At 55.3% G+C, this 19424-nt stretch carries 21 protein-coding genes and 1 tRNA gene; 11 read left to right on the forward strand and 11 right to left on the reverse strand.

Translation table 11 applies throughout. The features are described 5' to 3' along the window. Window positions 1-2: 2 nt before the first annotated feature. From L2I46_RS20495 to L2I46_RS20515, 5 genes are all read left to right on the forward strand, one after another. Window positions 3-782 carry a PTS mannose/fructose/sorbose/N-acetylgalactosamine transporter subunit IIC gene (locus L2I46_RS20495; protein ID WP_023291868.1) on the forward strand — a complete coding sequence of 260 codons (780 nt, stop codon included), beginning with the start codon at window positions 3-5 and terminating at the stop codon, window positions 780-782. Beyond that, entirely contained in the window at window positions 760-1611 is an 852-nt protein-coding gene (locus L2I46_RS20500; protein ID WP_236948190.1) for a PTS system mannose/fructose/sorbose family transporter subunit IID, read from the forward strand. Before L2I46_RS20495 ends, L2I46_RS20500 begins: the two co-directional genes overlap by 23 nt. A gap of 12 nt (window positions 1612-1623) precedes the next feature. Then, window positions 1624-2685 (forward strand): SIS domain-containing protein, encoded by a 1062-nt coding sequence (locus tag L2I46_RS20505; RefSeq protein WP_232712123.1) that lies wholly within the window; start codon window positions 1624-1626, stop codon window positions 2683-2685. A 17-nt stretch (window positions 2686-2702) separates the two neighbouring features. Beyond that, window positions 2703-3713, forward strand: a complete 1011-nt coding sequence (locus L2I46_RS20510; protein WP_060591490.1) for an SIS domain-containing protein — start codon at window positions 2703-2705, stop codon at window positions 3711-3713. Window positions 3714-3846: 133 nt separating this feature from the next. Further along, window positions 3847-4803 carry an Rpn family recombination-promoting nuclease/putative transposase gene (locus L2I46_RS20515; protein ID WP_236948191.1) on the forward strand — a complete coding sequence of 319 codons (957 nt, stop codon included), beginning with the start codon at window positions 3847-3849 and terminating at the stop codon, window positions 4801-4803. Window positions 4804-4857: 54 nt separating this feature from the next. Here the strand turns inward: L2I46_RS20515 and opgB are convergent, their stop codons facing one another. The 6 genes from opgB to L2I46_RS20545 all read right to left on the reverse strand — a co-directional run bounded on the left by opgB (window position 4858) and on the right by L2I46_RS20545 (window position 10589). Further along, window positions 4858-7149 (reverse strand): phosphatidylglycerol--membrane-oligosaccharide glycerophosphotransferase, encoded by a 2292-nt coding sequence (opgB, locus tag L2I46_RS20520; protein ID WP_023291873.1) that lies wholly within the window; start codon window positions 7147-7149, stop codon window positions 4858-4860. Window positions 7150-7406: 257 nt separating this feature from the next. Beyond that, window positions 7407-7901: a DUF2501 domain-containing protein gene (locus L2I46_RS20525; RefSeq protein ID WP_023291874.1), complete on the reverse strand. Its 495-nt coding sequence runs from the start codon at window positions 7899-7901 to the stop codon at window positions 7407-7409. 65 nt (window positions 7902-7966) lie between these two features. After that, a complete protein-coding gene (gene dnaC / locus L2I46_RS20530; RefSeq protein ID WP_025999144.1) occupies window positions 7967-8704 on the reverse strand; it encodes a DNA replication protein DnaC in 738 nt (245 codons plus the stop codon). Between the two features lie 2 nt (window positions 8705-8706). Beyond that, the gene (gene dnaT, locus L2I46_RS20535) at window positions 8707-9246 is read right to left on the reverse strand and encodes a primosomal protein DnaT (RefSeq protein ID WP_236948192.1); all 540 of its coding nucleotides are present in this window, start codon (window positions 9244-9246) and stop codon (window positions 8707-8709) included. 102 nt (window positions 9247-9348) lie between these two features. Continuing rightward, window positions 9349-9822: a threonine/serine exporter gene (locus tag L2I46_RS20540; RefSeq protein WP_004886472.1), complete on the reverse strand. Its 474-nt coding sequence runs from the start codon at window positions 9820-9822 to the stop codon at window positions 9349-9351. Next, window positions 9813-10589, reverse strand: a complete 777-nt coding sequence (locus L2I46_RS20545) for a threonine/serine ThrE exporter family protein (RefSeq protein WP_004886474.1) — start codon at window positions 10587-10589, stop codon at window positions 9813-9815. Before L2I46_RS20545 ends, L2I46_RS20540 begins: the two co-directional genes overlap by 10 nt. A 280-nt stretch (window positions 10590-10869) precedes the next feature. On the opposite strand from L2I46_RS20545, the gene pobA reads away from it, so the two are divergent. The 4 genes from pobA (at window position 10870) to bglJ (ending at window position 14573) form a co-directional block, all read left to right on the forward strand. After that, window positions 10870-12054 (forward strand): 4-hydroxybenzoate 3-monooxygenase, encoded by a 1185-nt coding sequence (gene pobA / locus L2I46_RS20550; RefSeq protein ID WP_032454789.1) that lies wholly within the window; start codon window positions 10870-10872, stop codon window positions 12052-12054. Between the two features lie 16 nt (window positions 12055-12070). Further along, a complete protein-coding gene (locus L2I46_RS20555; protein WP_023291878.1) occupies window positions 12071-12952 on the forward strand; it encodes a helix-turn-helix domain-containing protein in 882 nt (293 codons plus the stop codon). A 263-nt stretch (window positions 12953-13215) separates the two neighbouring features. Further along, complete coding sequence (locus L2I46_RS20560; protein WP_044525327.1) at window positions 13216-13938, forward strand: helix-turn-helix transcriptional regulator; 723 nt, start codon at window positions 13216-13218, stop codon at window positions 13936-13938. Beyond that, the gene (gene bglJ / locus L2I46_RS20565; RefSeq protein WP_121936412.1) at window positions 13899-14573 is read left to right on the forward strand and encodes a DNA-binding transcriptional activator BglJ; all 675 of its coding nucleotides are present in this window, start codon (window positions 13899-13901) and stop codon (window positions 14571-14573) included. The genes L2I46_RS20560 and bglJ overlap by 40 nt, the downstream gene beginning before the upstream one ends. 5 nt (window positions 14574-14578) lie before the next feature. On the opposite strand, the gene L2I46_RS20570 is transcribed toward bglJ, so the two are convergent. Further along, a complete protein-coding gene (locus tag L2I46_RS20570; protein ID WP_023291881.1) occupies window positions 14579-15037 on the reverse strand; it encodes a YbaK/EbsC family protein in 459 nt (152 codons plus the stop codon). A 333-nt stretch (window positions 15038-15370) separates the two neighbouring features. Here L2I46_RS20570 and L2I46_RS20575 point away from each other — a divergent pair, with 333 nt between their 5' ends. Further along, on the forward strand, window positions 15371-16714 hold the full coding sequence (locus L2I46_RS20575) for a PTS cellobiose transporter subunit IIC (RefSeq protein ID WP_002887650.1): 1344 nt from the start codon (window positions 15371-15373) through the stop codon (window positions 16712-16714). A 50-nt stretch (window positions 16715-16764) separates the two neighbouring features. Here the strand turns inward: L2I46_RS20575 and fhuF are convergent, their stop codons facing one another. From fhuF to L2I46_RS20590, 3 genes are all read right to left on the reverse strand, one after another. Further along, window positions 16765-17553: a siderophore-iron reductase FhuF gene (gene fhuF, locus L2I46_RS20580; protein WP_023291882.1), complete on the reverse strand. Its 789-nt coding sequence runs from the start codon at window positions 17551-17553 to the stop codon at window positions 16765-16767. A gap of 106 nt (window positions 17554-17659) precedes the next feature. Next, on the reverse strand, window positions 17660-18706 hold the full coding sequence (locus tag L2I46_RS20585; RefSeq protein ID WP_023291883.1) for a GGDEF domain-containing protein: 1047 nt from the start codon (window positions 18704-18706) through the stop codon (window positions 17660-17662). A 23-nt stretch (window positions 18707-18729) separates the two neighbouring features. Further along, window positions 18730-18900 (reverse strand): hypothetical protein, encoded by a 171-nt coding sequence (locus L2I46_RS20590; RefSeq protein WP_072096669.1) that lies wholly within the window; start codon window positions 18898-18900, stop codon window positions 18730-18732. A 70-nt stretch (window positions 18901-18970) separates the two neighbouring features. On the opposite strand from L2I46_RS20590, the gene L2I46_RS20595 reads away from it, so the two are divergent. Continuing rightward, window positions 18971-19210: a DUF1435 domain-containing protein gene (locus L2I46_RS20595; protein ID WP_101862361.1), complete on the forward strand. Its 240-nt coding sequence runs from the start codon at window positions 18971-18973 to the stop codon at window positions 19208-19210. A 21-nt stretch (window positions 19211-19231) separates the two neighbouring features. Here L2I46_RS20595 and L2I46_RS20600 read toward each other — a convergent pair. After that, window positions 19232-19318 (reverse strand) — tRNA-Leu (locus L2I46_RS20600). Window positions 19319-19424 lie beyond the last annotated feature (106 nt).

Consider the following 19424-nt stretch of genomic DNA (forward strand, 5'->3'; position numbering starts at 1 on the left):
TTATGGTAGAGGCTCTCTTACTGGGTCTGGTGGCGTTTATCGCGCAATCGGAATATGCCTTAGGGACGTCGCTGATTTCCCGGCCTATCGTCACCGGGCTACTGACCGGTCTGGTGCTGGGGGATGTGCAGACCGGCGTCATTATGGGTGCGACGCTGGAGCTGGCGTTTATCGGTTCGTTCTCCGTTGGCGCCTCGATCCCGCCCGACGTGGTGACCGGCGGTATTCTCGGCGTGGCGTTCGCCATCACCTCCGGCGCGGGCACGGAAACGGCGCTGTTGCTCGGCCTGCCTATCGCCACCCTGACCCTGATCCTGAAAAACGTTTATCTGGGGATGTTTATTCCGCTGCTCAGCCAGAAAGCGGACGGCTATGCGGAACGGGCGGATACGCGCGGCATTGAGCGGATGCATCTGATTGCCGGATTCGGCCTGTCGCTGATGCTTGCCACGGTGGTGACCGTCTCATTCCTGGTGGGCAGCAACGCGGTGAAATCCCTGCTCGATACGATCCCGGAATTTATTAAACACGGACTCAGCGTGGCCACCGGGATCATTCCGGCTCTCGGCTTCGCGATGCTCGCCAGGTTGCTGATTAACAAGAAGGTGGCGCCGTACTTTTTCCTCGGCTTTGTACTGATGGCCTATTTGAAAATCCCGGTGACCGGTATCGCCATTCTCGGCGCCATCGTGGCGGTGGTGATGGTTAATGTCACCGCATTGAGCGCACCTCGTACCACGACAGAACAAGGAGTCAGCGATGACGACGAAGATGATTTCTGAAGAGACCCTGCAGCCGCAGGAGCAGGAAGAAGCGCGAATTACGCCGCGTGATTTACGCCGGGTGTTCTGGCGCTCCTTCCAGATGGAGTTCTCGTGGAACTATGAGCGACAGATGAATCTCGCCTTTGTTTACGCGCTGATCCCGGTGCTGAAGAAGCTCTATCCGCGCAAAGAGGAGCTGGCCGGGGCGCTGAAACGCCATCTGGTGTTCTTCAATACCACGCCGCATATCGTCACCCTGCTGCTGGGGATCACGACGGCGATGGAGGAGAAAAACAGCCAGCAGAAAAATATGGATGCCACCGCGATTGATAACGTCAAAGCCTCGCTGATGGGCCCGCTGGCCGGGCTGGGAGACTCCTTCTTCTGGGGAACGCTGCGCCTGATCGCCACCGGCATCGGCACCAGCCTGGCGCTAAAGGGCAATATTCTCGGGCCGATCCTGTTTCTGCTGGTGTTTAACGTGCCGCACATTCTGGTGCGCTGGTGCTTTACCCGCTGGGGCTACGTGCTGGGCACTGGGGTGCTGCAGCGGATCCAGAAGAGCGGAATGATGGAGAGCCTGACCTACGGGGCGTCGATTATCGGCCTGATGGTGGTCGGGGCGATGACCGCCTCAATGATCGATATCACCATCCCTGTCTCCTTCGGGGCCGGGGAGGCCAAAACTCAGGTGCAGGACATCATCAACGACATTCTGCCCTGCATGCTGCCGCTGGTGAGTTTCGGCATCGTCTACTGGCTGCTGGGGCGGAAGGTTAAACCGCTCTCTATTATCGGCGGAATGGCGCTGGTGGGCATTCTGGGTTCGTGGATCGGATTGTTTTAACGGGAGTGAGCTATGCGACCAACAATGATGACCTATATCAGCGAAGAGCCGGCCTGTCTGGCGCAGATCCTGCGCGACTACCGGCACAAGCTGGCGGCGATTGAGACCTTCGCCCGCCAGCAGCCGGTGCGGCGTATTTTGCTGCTGGCGACCGGATCGTCGCTGAATGCCGCGCTTTGCGCGCGCTATTTCTTTGAACAACGTTTTGGCGTGCTGGTGGACATAAAAGAGCCGTACAACTTTACCCATTACGAAACTATCGACCCGCATACCGATCTGGTGGTGGCGATTTCCCAGAGCGGAAAAAGCGCGTCGACGCTGGAGGCGATGCGTAAGGTACAGGCCTCAGGACTGCCGGTATTTGCTCTGACCTCCGACCCGCAAAGCCCGACCGGGCGGGCCTGCGATGGCGTTCTGGATATCAATACCGGGATCGAGAGCGTAGGGTTTGTCACCCGCGGCTTTAGCGCGACAGTGCTCAATCTGCTGCTGATAGCGCTGATGATTGCTCGCAGCCAGGGGAAGGCCAGTGAAGCCGAGGAGCAGCACTATCTTGCCGAATTCCAGCGACTGGCGGCGGCGATCCCGGAGGTCATCGCCCGCACTTCGCGCTTTATCGACCAGCATAGCGAAACGCTGCGGCGCGGCGAGCGCTTTGTCGCCACCGGCTATGGCGCGCTGGTTGGCGTGGCGAAAGAGTTCGAAACCAAATTTACTGAGACGGTGCGGGTACCTTCCAGCGGCTTTGAGCTGGAAGCCTATATGCACGGCCCCTATCTGGAAGCCAATGCCCGCCATGTGATGCTGTTTATGGAAGACTCGCCGGACGCGCGAACCCGGGCGCTGCGCGACTATATGGCGCCGTCCATTGCCCGCGCCTTTACCCTGACGCTGGGGGACGAAGAGGATGAACAAACGCTGGCGCTTAACTGCCCGTGCGAGCATCACCTGGCGCCGCTGCTGCTGATTGTCCCAGTGCAGATGCTCGCCTGGCATACCGCCGGGCTAAAAGGCATCGATCTGGCGATACGTATTTTCGACGATTTTGACCGCGTATTAAAAAGTAAAATCTGATTATTCAGGAGAAAACTATGTTGGGTTTTAATCAGGACGAGTACCTGACCAGTGCTCGCGAGATCATCGCTGCGCGTAAACAGGCTGAAACCGTGGCCGACGCTATTTATGACAGCGGCTGCAGCGCGTTATTTTTCGCCTCGGTAGGCGGTTCTTTAGCTCCGATGATGGCAATTAATGAGTTTGCCAAAGAATTAACCAGCGTGCCGGTTTATCTTGAGCAGGCGGCGGAATTAATTCATCGCGGGCATAAAAAATTAAATAAAGATGCAGTGGTGGTGACGTTATCCAAATCCGGCGATACCAAAGAGTCGGTGGCCATTGCCGAATGGTGCAAGGCGCAGGGGATACGCGTGGTAGCCATTACCCGTCATGCCGATTCGCCATTGGCTGCCGCCGCCAGCTGGCATATTCCGATGTGCCACAAAAATGGCGTGGAATATGAATATATGCTGCTGTACTGGTTATTCTTCCGCATTATTTATCGTCACGGCGAGTTTGCGGATTATGCGCGTTTTGCCAGCCAGCTCGAGTTGCTGCCTGAAAATCTTCTGCAGGCCAAACGCCAGTTCGATCCGCAGGCGGATAAAATTGCCGCTCAGTATCACGGCTGCGACTATATGATGTGGATTGGCGGCGCAGAAATGTGGGGTGAGGTCTACCTGTTCTCGATGTGTATTCTCGAAGAGATGCAGTGGAAGCGGACCAAGTCGGTAAGCTCGGCTGAATTTTTTCACGGCACTCTGGAGCTGCTGGAAAAAGAGGTCCCGCTGTTTCTGGTGAAGGGCGAGGGGAAATGCCGGGCGCTGGACGAGCGCGTCGAACGCTTTGCCGAAAAGATAACTGACCATCTGGTGGTGATCGACCCGCGCGACTATCCGCTGAACGGCATTGATGATGCGTTCCGCTGGATTATGGCGCCGTGCGTGGTGTCCACTCTGCTGGTGGACCGGCTGGCGGCCCACTTTGAGCACCATACCGGCCACGACCTGAATATCCGCCGTTATTACCGGCAGTTTGATTACTAAATCTTGCCTATGGCGGCCAGTCAGACTGGCCGCTCCGCTATTCTCCGAGGCGCTTCCCAGAAAATCATCGTTAAAACCAACCGGTTAAAAACCGGTGGTAGAGTCCGGCTTTCCTTCTCTTTCAGGCAAGCGGATGGCCATGAAAAAACGAATAACCGCCACGCCGCATGATGCGGTGTTTAAACGATTTCTTCGCCACCCGGAGACGGCGAATGATTTTCTCATGCTCTATCTTCCCGAAGCGATCCGCCAGCGGTGCGATTTCGCTACTCTGAGGCTGCAATCGGCGAGCTTTATCGATGAGGATCTACGCGCCTGGTATTCGGACGTGCTGTGGTCGGTGCAAACCACCGGCGGGGCGGGATATATTTACGTGGTGATAGAGCATCAGAGCTCGCCGGATAATCATATGGCTTTTCGTCTAATGCGCTATGCGATTGCCGCGATGCAGCGACACCTCGACGCCGGGCACAAAACGCTGCCGCTGGTGGTGCCGATGCTTTTTTATCATGGCGCAACCAGTCCGTATCCTTTTTCCCTCAACTGGCTGGATGAATTTGCCGACCCGCAGCTGGCGAAGAGGCTGTACGGCAGTCAGTTTCCATTGATCGACGTCACGGTCATGCCGGACGATGAAATCGTACAGCATCGGCGGGTCGCCCTGCTGGAGCTGATGCAAAAGCATATTCGCCAGCGCGATCTCAGCGGCATAACGGAGTCGTTGGCGGCCGTGGTGATGCTGGGATACACTAACCCCCGGCAGTTGAGAATGCTGTTTCACTATATGCTGCAGTACGGTAACACGGCCGAGCCGGGCGTGTTTCTCCGCCGGCTGGCCTGCCGTCTGCCACAGTATGAGGAGACATTGATGTCTATCGCGCAAAAGCTTAAGCAGGAAGGTCGACAGGAAGGTCGGCATGAGGGCCGACAGGAGGGGCGCCTGGAAGGGCGCCTTGAGGGCTTACAGGAAGGGAGCCGGCGTGAGGCGCTGCGCATTGCCGGCAGCATGTTACAGAATGGCCTCGACAAAGAGACGGTACAGAAAATTACCGGACTGTCGGCTGACGACCTCAAGCCGCTGTATTGTTAACATCCTGCCATGGAAACCGTTGCCCGGCGCCAATATCCGCCGGGCAAGGTGGCTTTAACCTTCGCTTTTCACCACTTTGATCTCCACCATACCGATCCCCAGCTGACGCGGGGAGTGGCCGAGGATATTGCCCTCGTTGGTGGACTGCGGGTCCGGCGGAGTGATGGTCAGCGTATTGCTGCGCGTTGGGTTGTCGAAATGCAGCGTCGTGGTGGTCACATCATTGACCAGTGTAAGCACTTGCTCACTTTGACCAACCCGCACCGGGATCGGCTTATTGGCATTGGGACCGTAGGCTTTGGCGGTGATCACCAGATCAAATTTCTCCGGCAGCGGCTCTTTATATTCAATCTTCACGTCGCTGCCCAGCTGGGCATTGGACCACCGACCCCAGGACTCGGGCCGCGAAATGCCGCTAAACTGTTTCACCTCTTCCGGCGCGCCGGCAACGTTAAACACGAAGCTGTCGGCCTTATAGCGAATATCGTTGTCGACAACTTTCAGCGTATCGACGTTGCCCTTATAGCGCTCCATATCGATAAGGGTGTCCCTGAAGGCGGTCTTACCTTGCCACTGTGGCTTATCAACGTGCTGGACCTTCTGCTCACCCCCCAACTGTCCCTGCGAGACGCACCAGTCGGTGGAGAGCGCCAGCTCAGGAGACCACAGCTGGCCCATTTTATAGCAGCGATCGACCCACACGAAATTATCCCGCGGCGCGAAATCGGCCAGTTGGAAGCGCAGCGGCGCCGAGTATTCGCTCTCCGGCAGCGGTTCAACGCGCTGGTTCGACACCCGGAGCAGCAGCGGCAGACGGAAATGGCTGCCGGAAAAGGCGATCATGTTCTTCTGCGAGTCGATGGTGAAGTTTTTCATCTCTTTCGGGAAGTTCCACAGGCGGATCACGTCGGGTTTCCAGGCCAGGACCTTCTCTTTCATATTCATGAAAATACCGGAGAGCGACTGGCCAGAGAGACTGCTGCGCCCGAGGCCGATATAGTTATCGCCACCGAGAATATCCAGCACCGTCGCGCCGTTATCCATGGTGTTGCGTTTCACCGCCAGGGTCTCCTGCTGCGGCCGATCGCCGCGCAGGACAAAGAACAAATTGCTGCGATCGTGCTTGTTGAGGTAATCCCAGGCGCTGTTCTTCATGGCCAGGTGATCGGAAGAGACCACGATGACCGTGTTTTTGAAATAGGGAGAGGCTTTGATCTTCTCGATCAGCGCGGCGATATGTTCCTGGCTGCAGCTAACGGCGCTGAAGGAGAGGTTTTTCTTGCCGTCCACGTCATAGCGTTTACGCTCGCAGGTACGCGAGATAAAGCCGTCGGGATGGTGAGTGTCCACCGTCAGGGCGAACAGTGAAAAGCGTTTTCCGGACTGCGACAGTTCTTCGAATTTTTTCCACGTCTCGTCGAGTACCGTGTCGTCATAGAAGCCCCAGTCGTTGCGGTAGGTTGGATCGGCTACCGTGGTTTTGAGCTCTTCCGCCCCGAACAGGTGATCGAAGCCGTGGGATTTGAGAAACACGTCTTTGCCGGCAAAGCGCAGGTTAGCTCCCTGCACAAAATAGTTTTCGTAACCGGAGTTTTTCAGGATATCGCCAAGGCAGATATTCTGCGGAAAGAAGCTGGAGACCGAGGCCGAAGCGTTGCCTTCAAACGGGGCAAACAGCGGAATGCCACACTGTGATGCGACCATGCCGGCGATGGTGTAATCGGTCCCCGGCAGCTGCATAGTATTGCTGAAATCAATGCCCTCATCTTTTATTCTGCCAAGCTCAGGGGTGAGGTTGGGGAAAGCATCGTTATCAAAATAGGTGCGCTCAAGGCTTTCGCCATAGATATAGACCAGATTCAGCTGCGGATTGTCGATACGCTTCGACGGTTCTTTGTAGTACGCGGCAAAGTCCGGATCTCCTTCCCGCGACTGCGATTTCACCAGCTCGCTGATTTGATGGAAGGCCGGGCTGGCGTCGACCGAGGCCAGCGCCAGCAGCAGCGCCGCCAGGCTGTAGCCGACGTGATGAGGATGATGTCGACGGCGGCGAAGCACCCATCCCAGGGCGCCAAAGACGGCAACCAGCGCGACGGCCACGCCGACGCCCGGCAGAATGTATTTACCGATCCCGGCGCCGGTCAGGCTGTTGGTCAGAGTGTAGAGTACCGCGTCGTTGATGCCGTCGCCGGTAAAGTAGTCGCTGGCGTAGAGGGTGATATTCAGCACCACGAACAGACCTAACACCGTGAGCGTGGCGGCAAACCACCAGGTGTTACGACCCGCTTTCCAGGCATAAAGCACCACCGAAGCTAAAAATAAGGCGATGGATAACAACTCTGACACAGCTCATCCTCATTAACGCCAGTTATCGGCTGGCAGAACAGATTACTTTTCAAGCCACACTGTAATTGCAGCGCCATCTTGCTGCAATTCTAGCGTCATGAAAGTGTGCAGTTATTCAGAATTGGTTTAGAAGTTGCCTTTTTTGATCGGCGTCGCAACGGGCGGGGCGGGGAAGCGCAAGGAGAAAAAGGCGAAAAAAGCCGTTTCAGGCCGCGCTGCCGTCGCGAAGGAGACAAACGCGGCATTGGCCCTCTGCGTCAGGAGAGAAAGTTAACGCCCTGTTTTAAGACCAGATCGCAGGCTTTGGTTTTCACCTGTTTCGCCAGCGAACTGTTGCCGAGGGTATTCAGGTCAAGCTGCTGGCCATTATTGCTGTTGAGCAGCCCCTGCAGGCCATCAAGATAGCTGGTGTCCTGTTTTTGTTTTTCCGGCGTGCTGAGCCCCAGCTTATCCAGCACCTGGTTTTTGACGTTATCAGCGCTGGTCGCCGAGGCGAGCTTCTGTTTGGCGCAATATGACATGATCCCGGCGGCGTTATTCATGCTGCTGGCGGTCAGCGACTGGCTGCTGCCGTTGAGCAGGCTGGTCAGAGAGGAGATGGACATTCCGCCGCCGCTGGCCTGGGTGCTGCTGCCGCTGAGCTGGCTGGCGGCGCTGTTGAGAGAATCCTGCCAGGAGGCGGCGTGGGCGCCGGAGAGGGTAAATGCGCTGAGGGTAAGCGCGGCAAGTAAGCCATTTTTTAACGATTTCATAGACGGACTCATAAGCGTGACTGAAGAATCGCTTTAGTATAACGCCGTCGTCGTCCGGAAATCTCTTAATACTCCTTGCCGGTGACGCGGTGCCGGTAACTTTCCCAGTTGAAGATAACCCACAGGCTGTTGCCCAGGCGCATACGGTCCATCACCCGTTCGCCGAGCAGCTTATTCATCTCTTCCATATTACTGTTGGTCAGCATACCGGTGGGCCGTTTGGATGAAGATCGGCGGTCAACGATCTGATTGATAATGACCTTTTCATAGCGAGACTCTGTCTGCATACCAATTTCATCAATGACCAGAAGATCGACCTTGCTGAGGTCGCTCAGTAACTGCTCTTCGCTCGTCTCCCGGTTGCCGAAAGTATCTTTCATCGCCGACATAATATCGGCCACGGTGATGATTAAGACCGACTTCCCGCGCAGCAGCAGTTCGTTGCAGATAGCCGCAGCGAGGTGGTTTTTGCCGGTGCCCGGTTTGCCGGAGAAGATAAAGCTGGCGATATTGCCATCGAACTCCTCCACGTACTGACGCGCGCGGGCGAGGGCGTTCATCTGCCCCTCGCACTCGACGCGATAGTTATCAAAGGAGCAGTTCTGATGAAGGGGGCGGATCCCCGAGCGGTTAAAGGTGCGCTGCATTTTCATCGCGCGGTTCTCCCGCTCCAGCGCTTCGGAACGCAGCTTGCCTTGCTCTTTTTGCCAGGCCAGCAGCTCTTCGCCGGTTTTAAACGCCGGTTCGATATGAGCCGGCATCATTTTCTGCAGGCGCTTCATCAGATCGCCAACGTTTTTCATGCTCATCCTCGGAAACCTCGCGGAATATGACTGTCGGGTTCGCTAACGCTGTTCACATCGCGCTTCGGCTGCCCGCCGTTGCTGGCGCGGCTGATTTGCACGCTGCGAGCCAGTTTCTGCTGCCACTGCACGTGGTGAAACACTTTACCTTCCGCCTGCCAGTAAGCGACGAAAGCGGCCAGCTCTTCCGGGGTGACCGGCTGGCTCAGCGCGATGCCCCACAGCGCGGCCAGACGCTGAAAGTCGGCGTCCGGCTGCCAGGCCGCATACATGGCAAATTTGCCCATCGGCACCGCAACCCGCGCCGCTGCGGGCTCGTCGAAAAACTGCGGGTCAAGCGCGATGTCGCTGCCGGGGCGCGCCAGCCTGGCTTCCAGCTCCAGCAGCTGCGCCAGCCGGGCTGGGGTCAGCGCATAGAACGCCGGGGCGTTGTTGGCAAAAACGGCGACGGTGCCGTCAGTCGATTTCGCCAGCAGCGCCGCGTGCTGCTGGAGGAACTCTTCCAGGCCGCTAAAATGGGAGGTTAAAATTCGCGAAGACATAACTCTATCTCAACTCTGAACTGCAAAGAGTGGGGTGATCTGCACATAGTAGCACAGAGCCCGTCGCGGAAGGAGCGTCGCGGCTCTGCCGCGACGCCGTGGTTAGACGCGGGGGCGCTTACGATACAGCCACAGACCGGGTATCGACAGGCCAATGGAGAGGGCGCCCACGATCGAAGAGGCCTTTAAAAAATTGCTCAGCAGCAAAATCATCATCTCTTCAGAATAGCCAAAATGGCTGATTTTTACCGCGGAGATCATCGCGGTGTAAGCGGAAATACCGGGAAACATCGGGATCACGGCGGCGACGGTAAAAATCTTCGGATGCGCCAGATACCAGCGCGACCACTGGATGCCGATGCAGCCCACCAGCAGGGCGGCGAGAAACGTGGCCCATTCAATGTTAAAACCAGCGCTCATCATGACCATGCGCGAACCATGGCCGATGGCTCCCAGCAGCGCGCACCAGCGCAGGGCGCGCTGCGGGACATTAAAGACCATCGCAAACCCGACGGCAGGGATCGCCGCCAGCAGCATGTCTTCCGCCAGTGCGAAAATAAACGAAATTATGCCCATCCCCGCAGCCCCCATACGGTCATTGCCATCACTACGCCAATGCAGGTGGCAAGGGTTAACAGGCTGGCGATCGCCCAGCGGGCGAGGCCAGTATTTATATGCCCTTTAAACATATCGGCGACGGCATTGATCAGCGGAAAGCCCGGGACCAGCAGCAGGACGCTGGCGGCCATGGCAATGGTCGGGGTGCTGGCAAAGGTCGGGAGGCGCAGCAGTAGCCCGGAGATCGTGGTGGCCACAAAGGCGGTGATGCAGAAGTTGATCTGCGGATGCATAGAACGGTGGGTCAGCACCTGGCGAATGTACATGGCCACCGTGCTGGCGCAGAAGCTGACCAGCGCTCCATCCCAGCCGCCGTTATTCAGTTTACAGAAACAAGCGCAGGAGAGGCCCACCATGATCACCAGCAACCAGCGGGGATAACGCAGGGGCCTTATCTGCGCGAAGCGCTTCTCGACGTCGCGATAGTCCAGCAGCTTATGCTCGGCGAGGATCACGATATGCTGCACTTCCGTCACCACATGCATATTAATGCCGCGGTCGACATTCTTACGCGTTGAGGTAAGACATTCGCCATCCTTAATGGTGGTCAGGACGATAGCGTTGGAGGAGATGGCGCTTTCGACGCTGTCCATCCCCAGCGCCAGCCCGAGACGTGTTGAAAGCTCTTCCACCAGCGCGCTTTCGGCGCCGTGCTGTAACAAAAAAAGACCACACTGGATGCATAATCGTGTGATTGCCCGCTGCTGTGCCCGATCAACCTGCATATTTCCTCTGCTGTCCGCGACGCCTGGTATCTGCCGATACTTTAACCTGAAGCGCCGGGGCGGCTGAGGGGGGTGGGATCAAATAATGTGCAAAAATCTCCCGTCCGCCGGGGTGGCGGAATTTGAAGCGTCCCACACTTTTGCCAGTTTGGTGAAAAGTGCAATTTTTGTCGCCATTCATCCCTTCTTTTTCCCGTCTGACTTATCAAAAATGCAGGAAAGCACTTTTATTAAACAAAAATTATACAAATAATTAACCCTGCAAAAGTGAGACAATCCTATGAAAACACAGGTCGCGATTATTGGCGCTGGCCCTTCCGGGCTGCTGCTGGGGCAGCTACTGCACAACGCCGGGATCCACACGGTCATTCTTGAGCGTCAAACGCCGCAGTATGTGCTGGGGCGCATCCGTGCGGGAATTCTGGAAAGCGGTACCGTCGATCTGCTCCGTGAAGCGGGCGTGGCGCAGCGGATGGATATCGAAGGCCTGGTGCATCATGGGGTGGAGTTTCTCTTTGACGGCCAGCGGGTGCCCGTCTCACTGAGCGAGCTGACCGACGGCAAGAGCGTGATGGTTTACGGCCAGACTGAAGTGACCCGCGATCTGATGGCTGCCCGGGCCGCCAGCGACGCGCCGATCGTGTACGGCGTCAGCGAAGTGACTATCCATGACGCAAAAAGCGACCGGCCGACGATCACCTATCTTAGCGAAGGTGAATTCTGCCGCCTGGAGTGTGACTTTATCGCCGGTTGCGACGGGTTCCATGGCGTGTCGCGGCAAAGTATTCCCGCTGACATCCTCAAGACTTACGAGAGCGTCTGGCCGTTCGGTTGGTTAGGCCTGCTGGCGGATACGCCGCCGGTCAATCCGGAGCTGATCTATGCGCATCATCAGCGGGGATTTGTTTTATGTAGTCAGCGCTCACTTACTCGCAGCCGCTACTATCTGCAGGTTCCGCTGAGCGATAAGGTGGAGGACTGGTCGGACGAACGCTTCTGGCAGGAGTTGAAATGCCGATTGCCGGAGGATCTGTCATCAAAGTTAGTGACTGGTCACTCACTTGAGAAAAGCATCGCTCCCTTGCGCAGCTTCGTCGTCGAGCCAATGCAATATGGGCGATTGTTCCTGGTGGGGGATGCCGCGCATATCGTACCGCCGACCGGCGCTAAAGGGTTGAACCTGGCGGCATCGGACGTGAACTATCTGTGGCGGATCCTGCGTGAATACTACCATCACGGCCGGAGCGATCTGCTGGCGACCTATTCGCGACTGGCGCTGGATCGGGTCTGGAAAGGGGAACGCTTTAGCTGGTTCATGACCCGCCTGCTGCACGATTTTCCGCAGCAGAGCGAGTTCGACGCCAAAATGCAGGCGGCCGATCGCCGCTACTATCTGGGCTCGCGCGCCGGGCTGACCACTATCGCGGAAAACTACGTGGGCCTGCCCATGGAGCGTGTCGTCTGACTGAACAGGAGTCACTATGCCCCCCGTCCAAACTGTTCCGGTATTTAAGCTGTATGGCGAGGAGCGCGGCTGGCCGACGCCGGACCTGCTGCACTGCGAGTCGATTTTGCAGCGCAGCAGCCTGTATCAGTGGCATATTCGCGTCCACCAGCACGCCGAAATGGTCCAGCTCCTCTATTTGCATAAAGGTCGGGCGGAGATCGAAATTGAAGGCACCACCTCGGTGATGACGGAGTCCTGCATCCAGGTGGTGCCCGCCCTCTGCATTCATGGCTTTCATTTCTCACCCGGAACGCACGGATTTGTGCTCTCCCTGGCGCTACCGCTGCTGAGCCGCTTTGAAAATCAGTTCGGCCGACCGCTGGATGTGCTTAGCGTTGCGCAGTGTCTGCCGGTGGGGCGTTCCCGGGGGCGTATGCATACGCTGTTTTCAGCGCTTCGCGAGGAGTACAGTGCCGATCATGATGCCCGGGAAATGATGCTTTATTCGCTGCTGGGGACGCTGCTGGCCTGGCTGAACCGGCAGTGCCGCCCCGCACCGCCCGCGGAAGATAAAGCGGAGCGAAAGCGCAGTATGATGCGTCATTTTTCCCGGCTTATTGAGAGCCACTACCGACAGCACCTCCCGCTGGCGGAGTATGCGAAGTTGATTGGGCTGTCGGTCACGCATTTAAACTATTTATGTCGCGAGTTCTATGGTTGTAGCGCCCTTGGGGTATTGCATCAGCGACTGATGCTTGAGGCGCGGCGTAATCTGCAATACACCCGCATGACGATAACGCAACTCTCTGATTATTTGGGCTTTAGCGACGCCGCCTATTTTTCTCGCTTTTTCCGCCGCTATAGCGGTATGTCGCCTAAAGCATTTAGAGAAGCAATTAAAGAGAATGCTTCATAATGTTCATGCCTGAAATTACTTTTGCTAAATAATGGTTTTATCTTTTCTAATTTATTAGCGCAGGGCGTCTGTGCTAATATTCATCGCAAGTATACACAGGAATAATATTTACTTGATATGACCACGGTTCGGTCATGCAGTATATCGTGTACGCGGGCCATGAATATGCTTTTAATATTCATCCAGTAAATGGTATGGCGATCGAGTCACTCGCCGATCGTTTGCGGGCAAGCGAAGAAACTTCGACAGGAAGCGGAGGTGTTATGTTACCAGGACAAGGTAAGTTTGGCGTCGTTATTAGTAAAATCCCCGTCATGCAGTCAGGGTTAAAGGTGATCTTCAATGAGAACCTCCCGGATTACGAACTCAGTTTTTGTCGCACTCATGATGAGCTCACCCTTTTACAATTGCGGCGAGCGGTGCTGGTCGTTGCGGATATCTCCGGCGAGATTGCGCAGCCCCGGGCCGTCTGCGAGCGTTATTACTCCCTCATGACCCAGTATCGAGATATTCACTGGGTTTTTATGGTCAGCGACAGCCTCTATCCATTAGCCGTTGAGCTTTTAATTCGTCCCGAAAGCTCGCTGATCTCCGAGAACGAGCCGGTTGACCGGCTGATTGAGGTGATTTGCGCCGGTAGCCGTGCGGCTGAGCAGATTAGCCGTACGTTGTTTACCGGGGATGTGGACAGCGATTTCGCTAGCTACCACTCAGCGGCGATGCTGACCCTGTCAGAGCGGAAAGTTCTGCGCCTTCTGGCGAAGGGATGGGGAATTAACCAGATCGCCGCGCTGTTGAAAAAGAGTAATAAGACGATTAGCGCGCAGAAAAATAGCGCAATGCGTCGTTTATCGCTACGCAGCAACGCTGAAATGTATGCCTGGATCAACAGTGCGCAGGGAATGCAAGAGCTGAATATCAATTCAGCTTACGGGGAACAAATGGAATGGAAAAAAATAGCACAACCCGTCATGTCGCCATCGTAGAAAAATGTGTGATGACGGAAATGGCCTGGCGGTATACCTTTAGCCGTGAAGAGAGCAGCCAATACCGCATTCATTTTTTTAAAAATATCAATTTGCTTAGGGCGGTGGAAACGTCGTTCCCATGGTCAGCAATCATCTTTTCACTTTCGGGGAGTCGTTCGTCCAGAGCCGAGAGCCTGCTTTTTCTTCACGAAATGGCGAGGAGCCGACCGGAAGTACAAACGATTATTCTGGCTAATAATGAAAGCGAAATGCGTCTGATCGGCCATTTAATGCCGGCCTGCCTGCAGGGTATATTAAATAAATCCGCGCCGCGACGCGGATTGCAGGAGCATTTGTTACAGCTGCTGGATAATCATTCCCTCGCCGGCAAAGAGCACTTTTGCGGCAGAGAGGCATGCAACGATCCGCTAAGCCCGACGGAGCACGCCATTCTTCGGTATATGTCGTGGGGATATTCGCTTGCGGAAATTGCGGTGCAGCTGAACCGGAACATTAAAACCATCCGCGCGCATAAATTCAACGCCATGACCAAGCTCGGGGTTCGCTCTGACATTGGTTTATTAAACGCGGCGGATATCTTGCTGCATTTACCGATAAGCGGCCCGACCAGCGCCGTTAAACAGGTGGCATAACGCGGCTATATGCATACGTCTACCCATGTTGCATCGGTGAGCTGCGCCATTCGTTCTGGTTCAATGCGAACGGCGCTGTGAATAGCTCCCGCTGCGGGTAGCACTTCCTGATAGTGCCTGAGCGAGACGTCACAGAAGACGGCCAGCGGATTTTCCAGACCAAACGGGCACACGCCGCCAACCGGATGGCCGGTCCAGGTTACCACCTCGTCGCTGCTCAACATACGCGCTTTAGCGCCAAAGGTCTCTTTCAGCTTTTTATTATCCAGCCGCGCATCGCCCCTGGCGACGATCAGTACAATCTTATCTTTGATCTTGAGCGACAGCGTTTTGGCTATTTGTCCCGGCTCAACGTTGTGCGCGGCAGCGGCAAGCGCCACAGTGGCGGTACTCTGGTTTAACTCAATAATTTCGATATCGGGGGCGTGTTCGGCAAAAAACTGCCGTACAGACTGCAGACTCATTGGATTCTCCTGATTTAAGGCTGGTTAAATCTGTCACAAGCCTGGCGGAGTGTAAATATCAGCGCGGACAATCCAGATTCTTTCTATTTTGTCGATCTCCTTCACATTCACCGTAACCGGTTACAGTAACCGGTTGCGGTTATCTGCATTGAGATGAATACTGGAACAGTCACTTCTCCTTTTATTTATAACAAAAGAGCCGTGTATGAATCGTTGTGTTATGGGCAGTATAGCCGGTAATCCACCCGCGGCCTGCTGCATCAATAAGCGGTCATCGTAACGGCAGGGTAATCGTTGTTGGGCCAGTATCAATAGCCTGTCAGGAGGGCTACTATGTCTGCTAACCATGCTGCGTTTAATTTGATATTTCGCTTTGTAGAAAATTACATAAGCCCCATAGCAGGGCGGATCTCATCGCAGCGTCACGTCATGGCTATCCGTGACGGTTTTATCTCCGCGATGCCGTTTATGATCGTCGGATCGTTCCTGCTGGTGTTTGCTTATCCTCCTTTCTCCCCGGATACCACCTGGGGTTTTGCCCGCGCCTGGCTGGATCTGGCAAAAGAGTTTGAGGGGCGCATTCTGACCCCCTTTGATATGACGATGGGGATCATGTCGATCTACATCTGCGCGGCAATCTCTTACAACCTCGGTAAGCACTACGAGAAATCCAATCAGCTCGATCCCTTTATGTGCGCGATGCTGTCGATCATGGCCTTTTTACTGATTGCCGCGCCGAAGACGAATGGCACGCTGCCGGTGGATAGCCTCGGCGGAACAGGGATCTTTACCGCCATTCTGGTGGCGATCTACTGTGTGGAGATGATGCGTTTTCTCAAGGCGCATAATATCGGTATCCGTCTACCGGATCAGGTCCCACCGATGATCAAAAATTCCTTTGATCTGTTGATCCCGGTGCTGGTGGTTGTGCTGACGCTCTATCCGCTGAGCCTGTTTATTCAGCATCATTTTGACATGCTGATCCCGCAGGCCATTATGGCAATTTTCAAACCGCTGGTTTCGGCAGCCGATTCCCTGCCGGCGATCCTGCTGGCGGTCCTCATCGGCCACCTGCTGTGGTTTGCCGGGATCCACGGTGCGGCGATCGTTTCCGGGATGCTGCAGATGTTCTGGCTGACCAACCTTGGTATGAACCAGCAGGCGCTGGCCCAGGGCGCGCCTCTGCCGCATATTTTTATGGAGGCGTTCTGGACCTTCTTTATCGTGGTCGGAGGTTCCGGTGCCACCATGGGGCTGGTGTTCTGCTATCTGCGCAGCCGCTCAGCGCATTTGCGCTCCATTGGGCGTTTAAGCGTGGTGCCAAGCCTGTTTAACATTAACGAGCCGGTCATCTTTGGGACGCCTATCGTCATGAACCCGGTGTTCTTTATTCCGTTCCTGCTGGCGCCGATGGTGAATGCGGTGTTGGCCTGGGCGGCAATGAAGCTGGATCTGATTGGCCGCGTCATCTCCGTGGTACCGTGGACGGCGCCGGCGCCGATTGGCGGTGCCTGGGCGCTGGGCTGGGATTTCCGGGCGGCGATTCTGGTCATCGTTCTGGCCTGCGTGTCGGCGATTATCTACTTCCCGTTCTTTAAGGTGTATGAGAAGCAGCTGCTTGCTCAGGAAGCGGAAGAGGCTGAACGGGCGGAGCAGGAGAGTCAGCAGACCGCATAAATAGTGACCGGGCGGCCACAGGCCGCCCGTTGCTTATTGTAGACAGGGCGTTATTTTAACGTGCAGTCGCCGCACTGTTGGACGTCCGGCAGGCGATAGCGCTGGCAGCAGGTGCGTCGGACTAACTGTCCTTCACGCAGCACAACCGTTCGCCATAGTGGGTTATCCTGACCATCGGCGAGTTGTTTTTCGAAGAAACAGTGCTGGCGCAGGGCGGCAAGCTGCTCATCCCCCAACAGCGCGCGCATTTCCCCAAGATACCAGTTAATCAGATAGCCAGTATTGCTCCAGATAAGTTTGCCATTGATCTCGCCCGTGGCTTCCAGCGCCTCAATAACCGGCTGCAGGGTGCGCGTCACCAGGGCATCCATTCGCGACAGCGGTGACAGTCTCTCAATACCGGCATCGCTATGGACATCAATCCAGAAACAGGCCGCCCTGCCGCTTTCGTGAAATTCGACGTGGAAATGTTCCGGCGCCAGGCTGAGACCCTGTGGTTCATTGAGCAATGCCAGCATCAGCGGCGGCACCAGCAGACCGATGTACCATTGCGCCCAGAGCGAGAGCAGAGGTTTCGCTTCCCGTGTCAGCGTTGGCTGATGACGATAGATATGATCGGAATAAGTGGCCAGCAGAGAGCGTAAGGCGGTGGGTCGCGACCACTCGGCAAGCGTCAAAGCGTGCCCTGGAGCGGATTCATCCAGGCGCAGGAAATCGAGCAGATGGGGGCGAAGGGTAGCGATTTTTTCCCGAATACTCTCCGCCAGGGCGCGCTCAGCCGTCGGCAAAGGGGCCCGCCAGATAAGTTCATCGCTGAGAGGAAGGGAACGCCAGGCCATTCGATTTCCAGATACAAATCTAAATGATAATGATTCCTGATATTAGTTGTTTGCAGGCGGCATGGCAAGAATTTTGTCGGCGCCACGATGCCGCGGCGCGCGCAGGTTAACTGGCCAGAATAATGTTGCGGCCTTTATTCTTAGCGTCATAGAGTGCGCCATCGGCGCGCGCCAGCGCTTGCTCAATATTGTCATCAATGAGCGGCGTCAGGCCAATACTGATGGTCACGTTGGTGGCGACGCTTTCATTAAACATATGCGGGATTTTCAGGTCATAGACCCGCTGCCGAATACGTTCGGCAGCCTGCCATGCCGTTTCTTCGCTGCTGTTGGTCAGCAGCACCATAAACTCCTCTCCGCCAAAGCGGGCGACAATATCGCGCGAGCGTACGGCGTTGCGAATAGCAGCAGAGACGCGAATGAGCGCCTGGTCGCCCATCATATGACCATAGTGATCGTTATAGGCTTTGAAATGATCGATATCGAGGAGCAGCACGAAGTGGTTGTCGCCGTCCAGCGCCAGCAGGGTATCGAGGCGATTCTGCAGTCCGCGGCGGTTATACAAACCGGTCAGAGGATCCAGCATACTGAGATCGTTGAGGGTGTTGCGTTCCTGCATGAGTTTATCCATTAATCCTTGTGTGAAGGCATCGCTGCGCTTCTGGATAATATTTTGCAGGGTAATACCGGCAATAGGCAGCATAAAACAGTAAGTCATGCGCAACCATTGTTCCCCCTCCGCCATTATCAGGCAGGCAAGGAAAGTCGGTAAAGAGTGGAGGGTAAAGGCAGTGATATTATTGGAAAAAGCGATGGTGCCGATAAACAGAATGCTTAATAGGGCGATCACCAGAAAGTTAAAATGCGGCGGTGTCAATAGCATCGCCTTTGTCACTACGTGCCATGCCCATAGCATGCCAAATAACAACGAGATAGCGGGAATATTTATTTTCGATTGCGGCCATTTCCAGTGCCAGAGCAGCAGCAACCCGCTGCAGGCCACGATCAGGGCGCAAGGCAGCGTAAAACGAACTACCGTAAATAGGGGGGTGACCAGCGACAGAGAGGATGAAATGAAATTAAGCAGTAAAAAAAGCCGTAAGGAATATTGATATTTTTGTGCGTAGTGTGCTCGCCAGGTTTGTGCAGTCATATCGGAAGAATCATTATTAGTCGTTAAATTTCAAAATGATGAAAGCCAAAAATGAAGAGTCTGATAACAATGTGCAAAAAAAGGTTATTTGCAAAATAAGAAAAATATTTAATATATATCGATAATCCGCTTAATTTATCACCTTCATGAATGTATGTCATTACCGCGAACGTAAAGAATAAGGCGCAGAGCACATCGCAAATGACAAATGATAAAAATTATCATATGATATTGGTTATCATTATCGTTGTGGGAGGTGAAACCATGCTGCAGCGAGCATTAGGAAGCGGTTGGGGAGTCATCGTTCCCGGCGCGCTGATTGTCGCTCTCGGGTATGCCGGGGTGTCGGCTGACGTATGGCGGACGCTGGTCGCGGTGGGCATGCTGACGTCCGCGGCGATGATATGGCATCGTCAACTGCGCCATTTTATTCTGCTGCCATCGTGCGTTGCACTGGTTGGTGGAATAATGCTGATGCTTGTGGATATCAAACTGAGGGGATAACGCCAGGAGAGGGAAGAATATTGGTGCGAGGGGGGGGACTTGAACCCCCACGTCCGTAAGGACACTAACACCTGAAGCTAGCGCGTCTACCAATTCCGCCACCTTCGCACAGTATTCTTTCTTTAGATATTGCCTCGTTGGTGCGAGGGGGGGGACTTGAACCCCCACGTCCGTAAGGACACTAACACCTGAAGCTAGCGCGTCTACCAATTCC

Source organism: Klebsiella sp. 2019SCSN059 (genome assembly GCF_021739525.1).
Taxonomy (GTDB): Bacteria; Pseudomonadota; Gammaproteobacteria; order Enterobacterales; family Enterobacteriaceae; genus Klebsiella; species Klebsiella quasipneumoniae.

What these genes read in the sequence shown, in the direction of transcription:
- L2I46_RS20495 (WP_023291868.1), top strand. Translation starts at nt 3, where the DNA reads ATGGTAGAGGCTCTCTTACTGGGTCTGGTGGCGTTTATCGCGCAATCG.
- L2I46_RS20500 (WP_236948190.1), top strand. Translation starts at nt 760, where the DNA reads ATGACGACGAAGATGATTTCTGAAGAGACCCTGCAGCCGCAGGAGCAG.
- L2I46_RS20505 (WP_232712123.1), top strand. Translation starts at nt 1,624, where the DNA reads ATGCGACCAACAATGATGACCTATATCAGCGAAGAGCCGGCCTGTCTG.
- L2I46_RS20510 (WP_060591490.1), top strand. Translation starts at nt 2,703, where the DNA reads ATGTTGGGTTTTAATCAGGACGAGTACCTGACCAGTGCTCGCGAGATC.
- L2I46_RS20515 (WP_236948191.1), top strand. Translation starts at nt 3,847, where the DNA reads ATGGCCATGAAAAAACGAATAACCGCCACGCCGCATGATGCGGTGTTT.
- L2I46_RS20525 (WP_023291874.1), bottom strand. Translation starts at nt 7,901, where the DNA reads ATGAAATCGTTAAAAAATGGCTTACTTGCCGCGCTTACCCTCAGCGCA.
- dnaC (WP_025999144.1), bottom strand. Translation starts at nt 8,704, where the DNA reads ATGAAAAACGTTGGCGATCTGATGAAGCGCCTGCAGAAAATGATGCCG.
- dnaT (WP_236948192.1), bottom strand. Translation starts at nt 9,246, where the DNA reads ATGTCTTCGCGAATTTTAACCTCCCATTTTAGCGGCCTGGAAGAGTTC.
- L2I46_RS20540 (WP_004886472.1), bottom strand. Translation starts at nt 9,822, where the DNA reads ATGGGCATAATTTCGTTTATTTTCGCACTGGCGGAAGACATGCTGCTG.
- L2I46_RS20545 (WP_004886474.1), bottom strand. Translation starts at nt 10,589, where the DNA reads ATGCAGGTTGATCGGGCACAGCAGCGGGCAATCACACGATTATGCATC.
- pobA (WP_032454789.1), top strand. Translation starts at nt 10,870, where the DNA reads ATGAAAACACAGGTCGCGATTATTGGCGCTGGCCCTTCCGGGCTGCTG.
- L2I46_RS20555 (WP_023291878.1), top strand. Translation starts at nt 12,071, where the DNA reads ATGCCCCCCGTCCAAACTGTTCCGGTATTTAAGCTGTATGGCGAGGAG.
- L2I46_RS20560 (WP_044525327.1), top strand. Translation starts at nt 13,216, where the DNA reads ATGTTACCAGGACAAGGTAAGTTTGGCGTCGTTATTAGTAAAATCCCC.
- bglJ (WP_121936412.1), top strand. Translation starts at nt 13,899, where the DNA reads ATGGAAAAAAATAGCACAACCCGTCATGTCGCCATCGTAGAAAAATGT.
- L2I46_RS20570 (WP_023291881.1), bottom strand. Translation starts at nt 15,037, where the DNA reads ATGAGTCTGCAGTCTGTACGGCAGTTTTTTGCCGAACACGCCCCCGAT.
- L2I46_RS20575 (WP_002887650.1), top strand. Translation starts at nt 15,371, where the DNA reads ATGTCTGCTAACCATGCTGCGTTTAATTTGATATTTCGCTTTGTAGAA.
- fhuF (WP_023291882.1), bottom strand. Translation starts at nt 17,553, where the DNA reads ATGGCCTGGCGTTCCCTTCCTCTCAGCGATGAACTTATCTGGCGGGCC.
- L2I46_RS20585 (WP_023291883.1), bottom strand. Translation starts at nt 18,706, where the DNA reads ATGACTGCACAAACCTGGCGAGCACACTACGCACAAAAATATCAATAT.
- L2I46_RS20595 (WP_101862361.1), top strand. Translation starts at nt 18,971, where the DNA reads ATGCTGCAGCGAGCATTAGGAAGCGGTTGGGGAGTCATCGTTCCCGGC.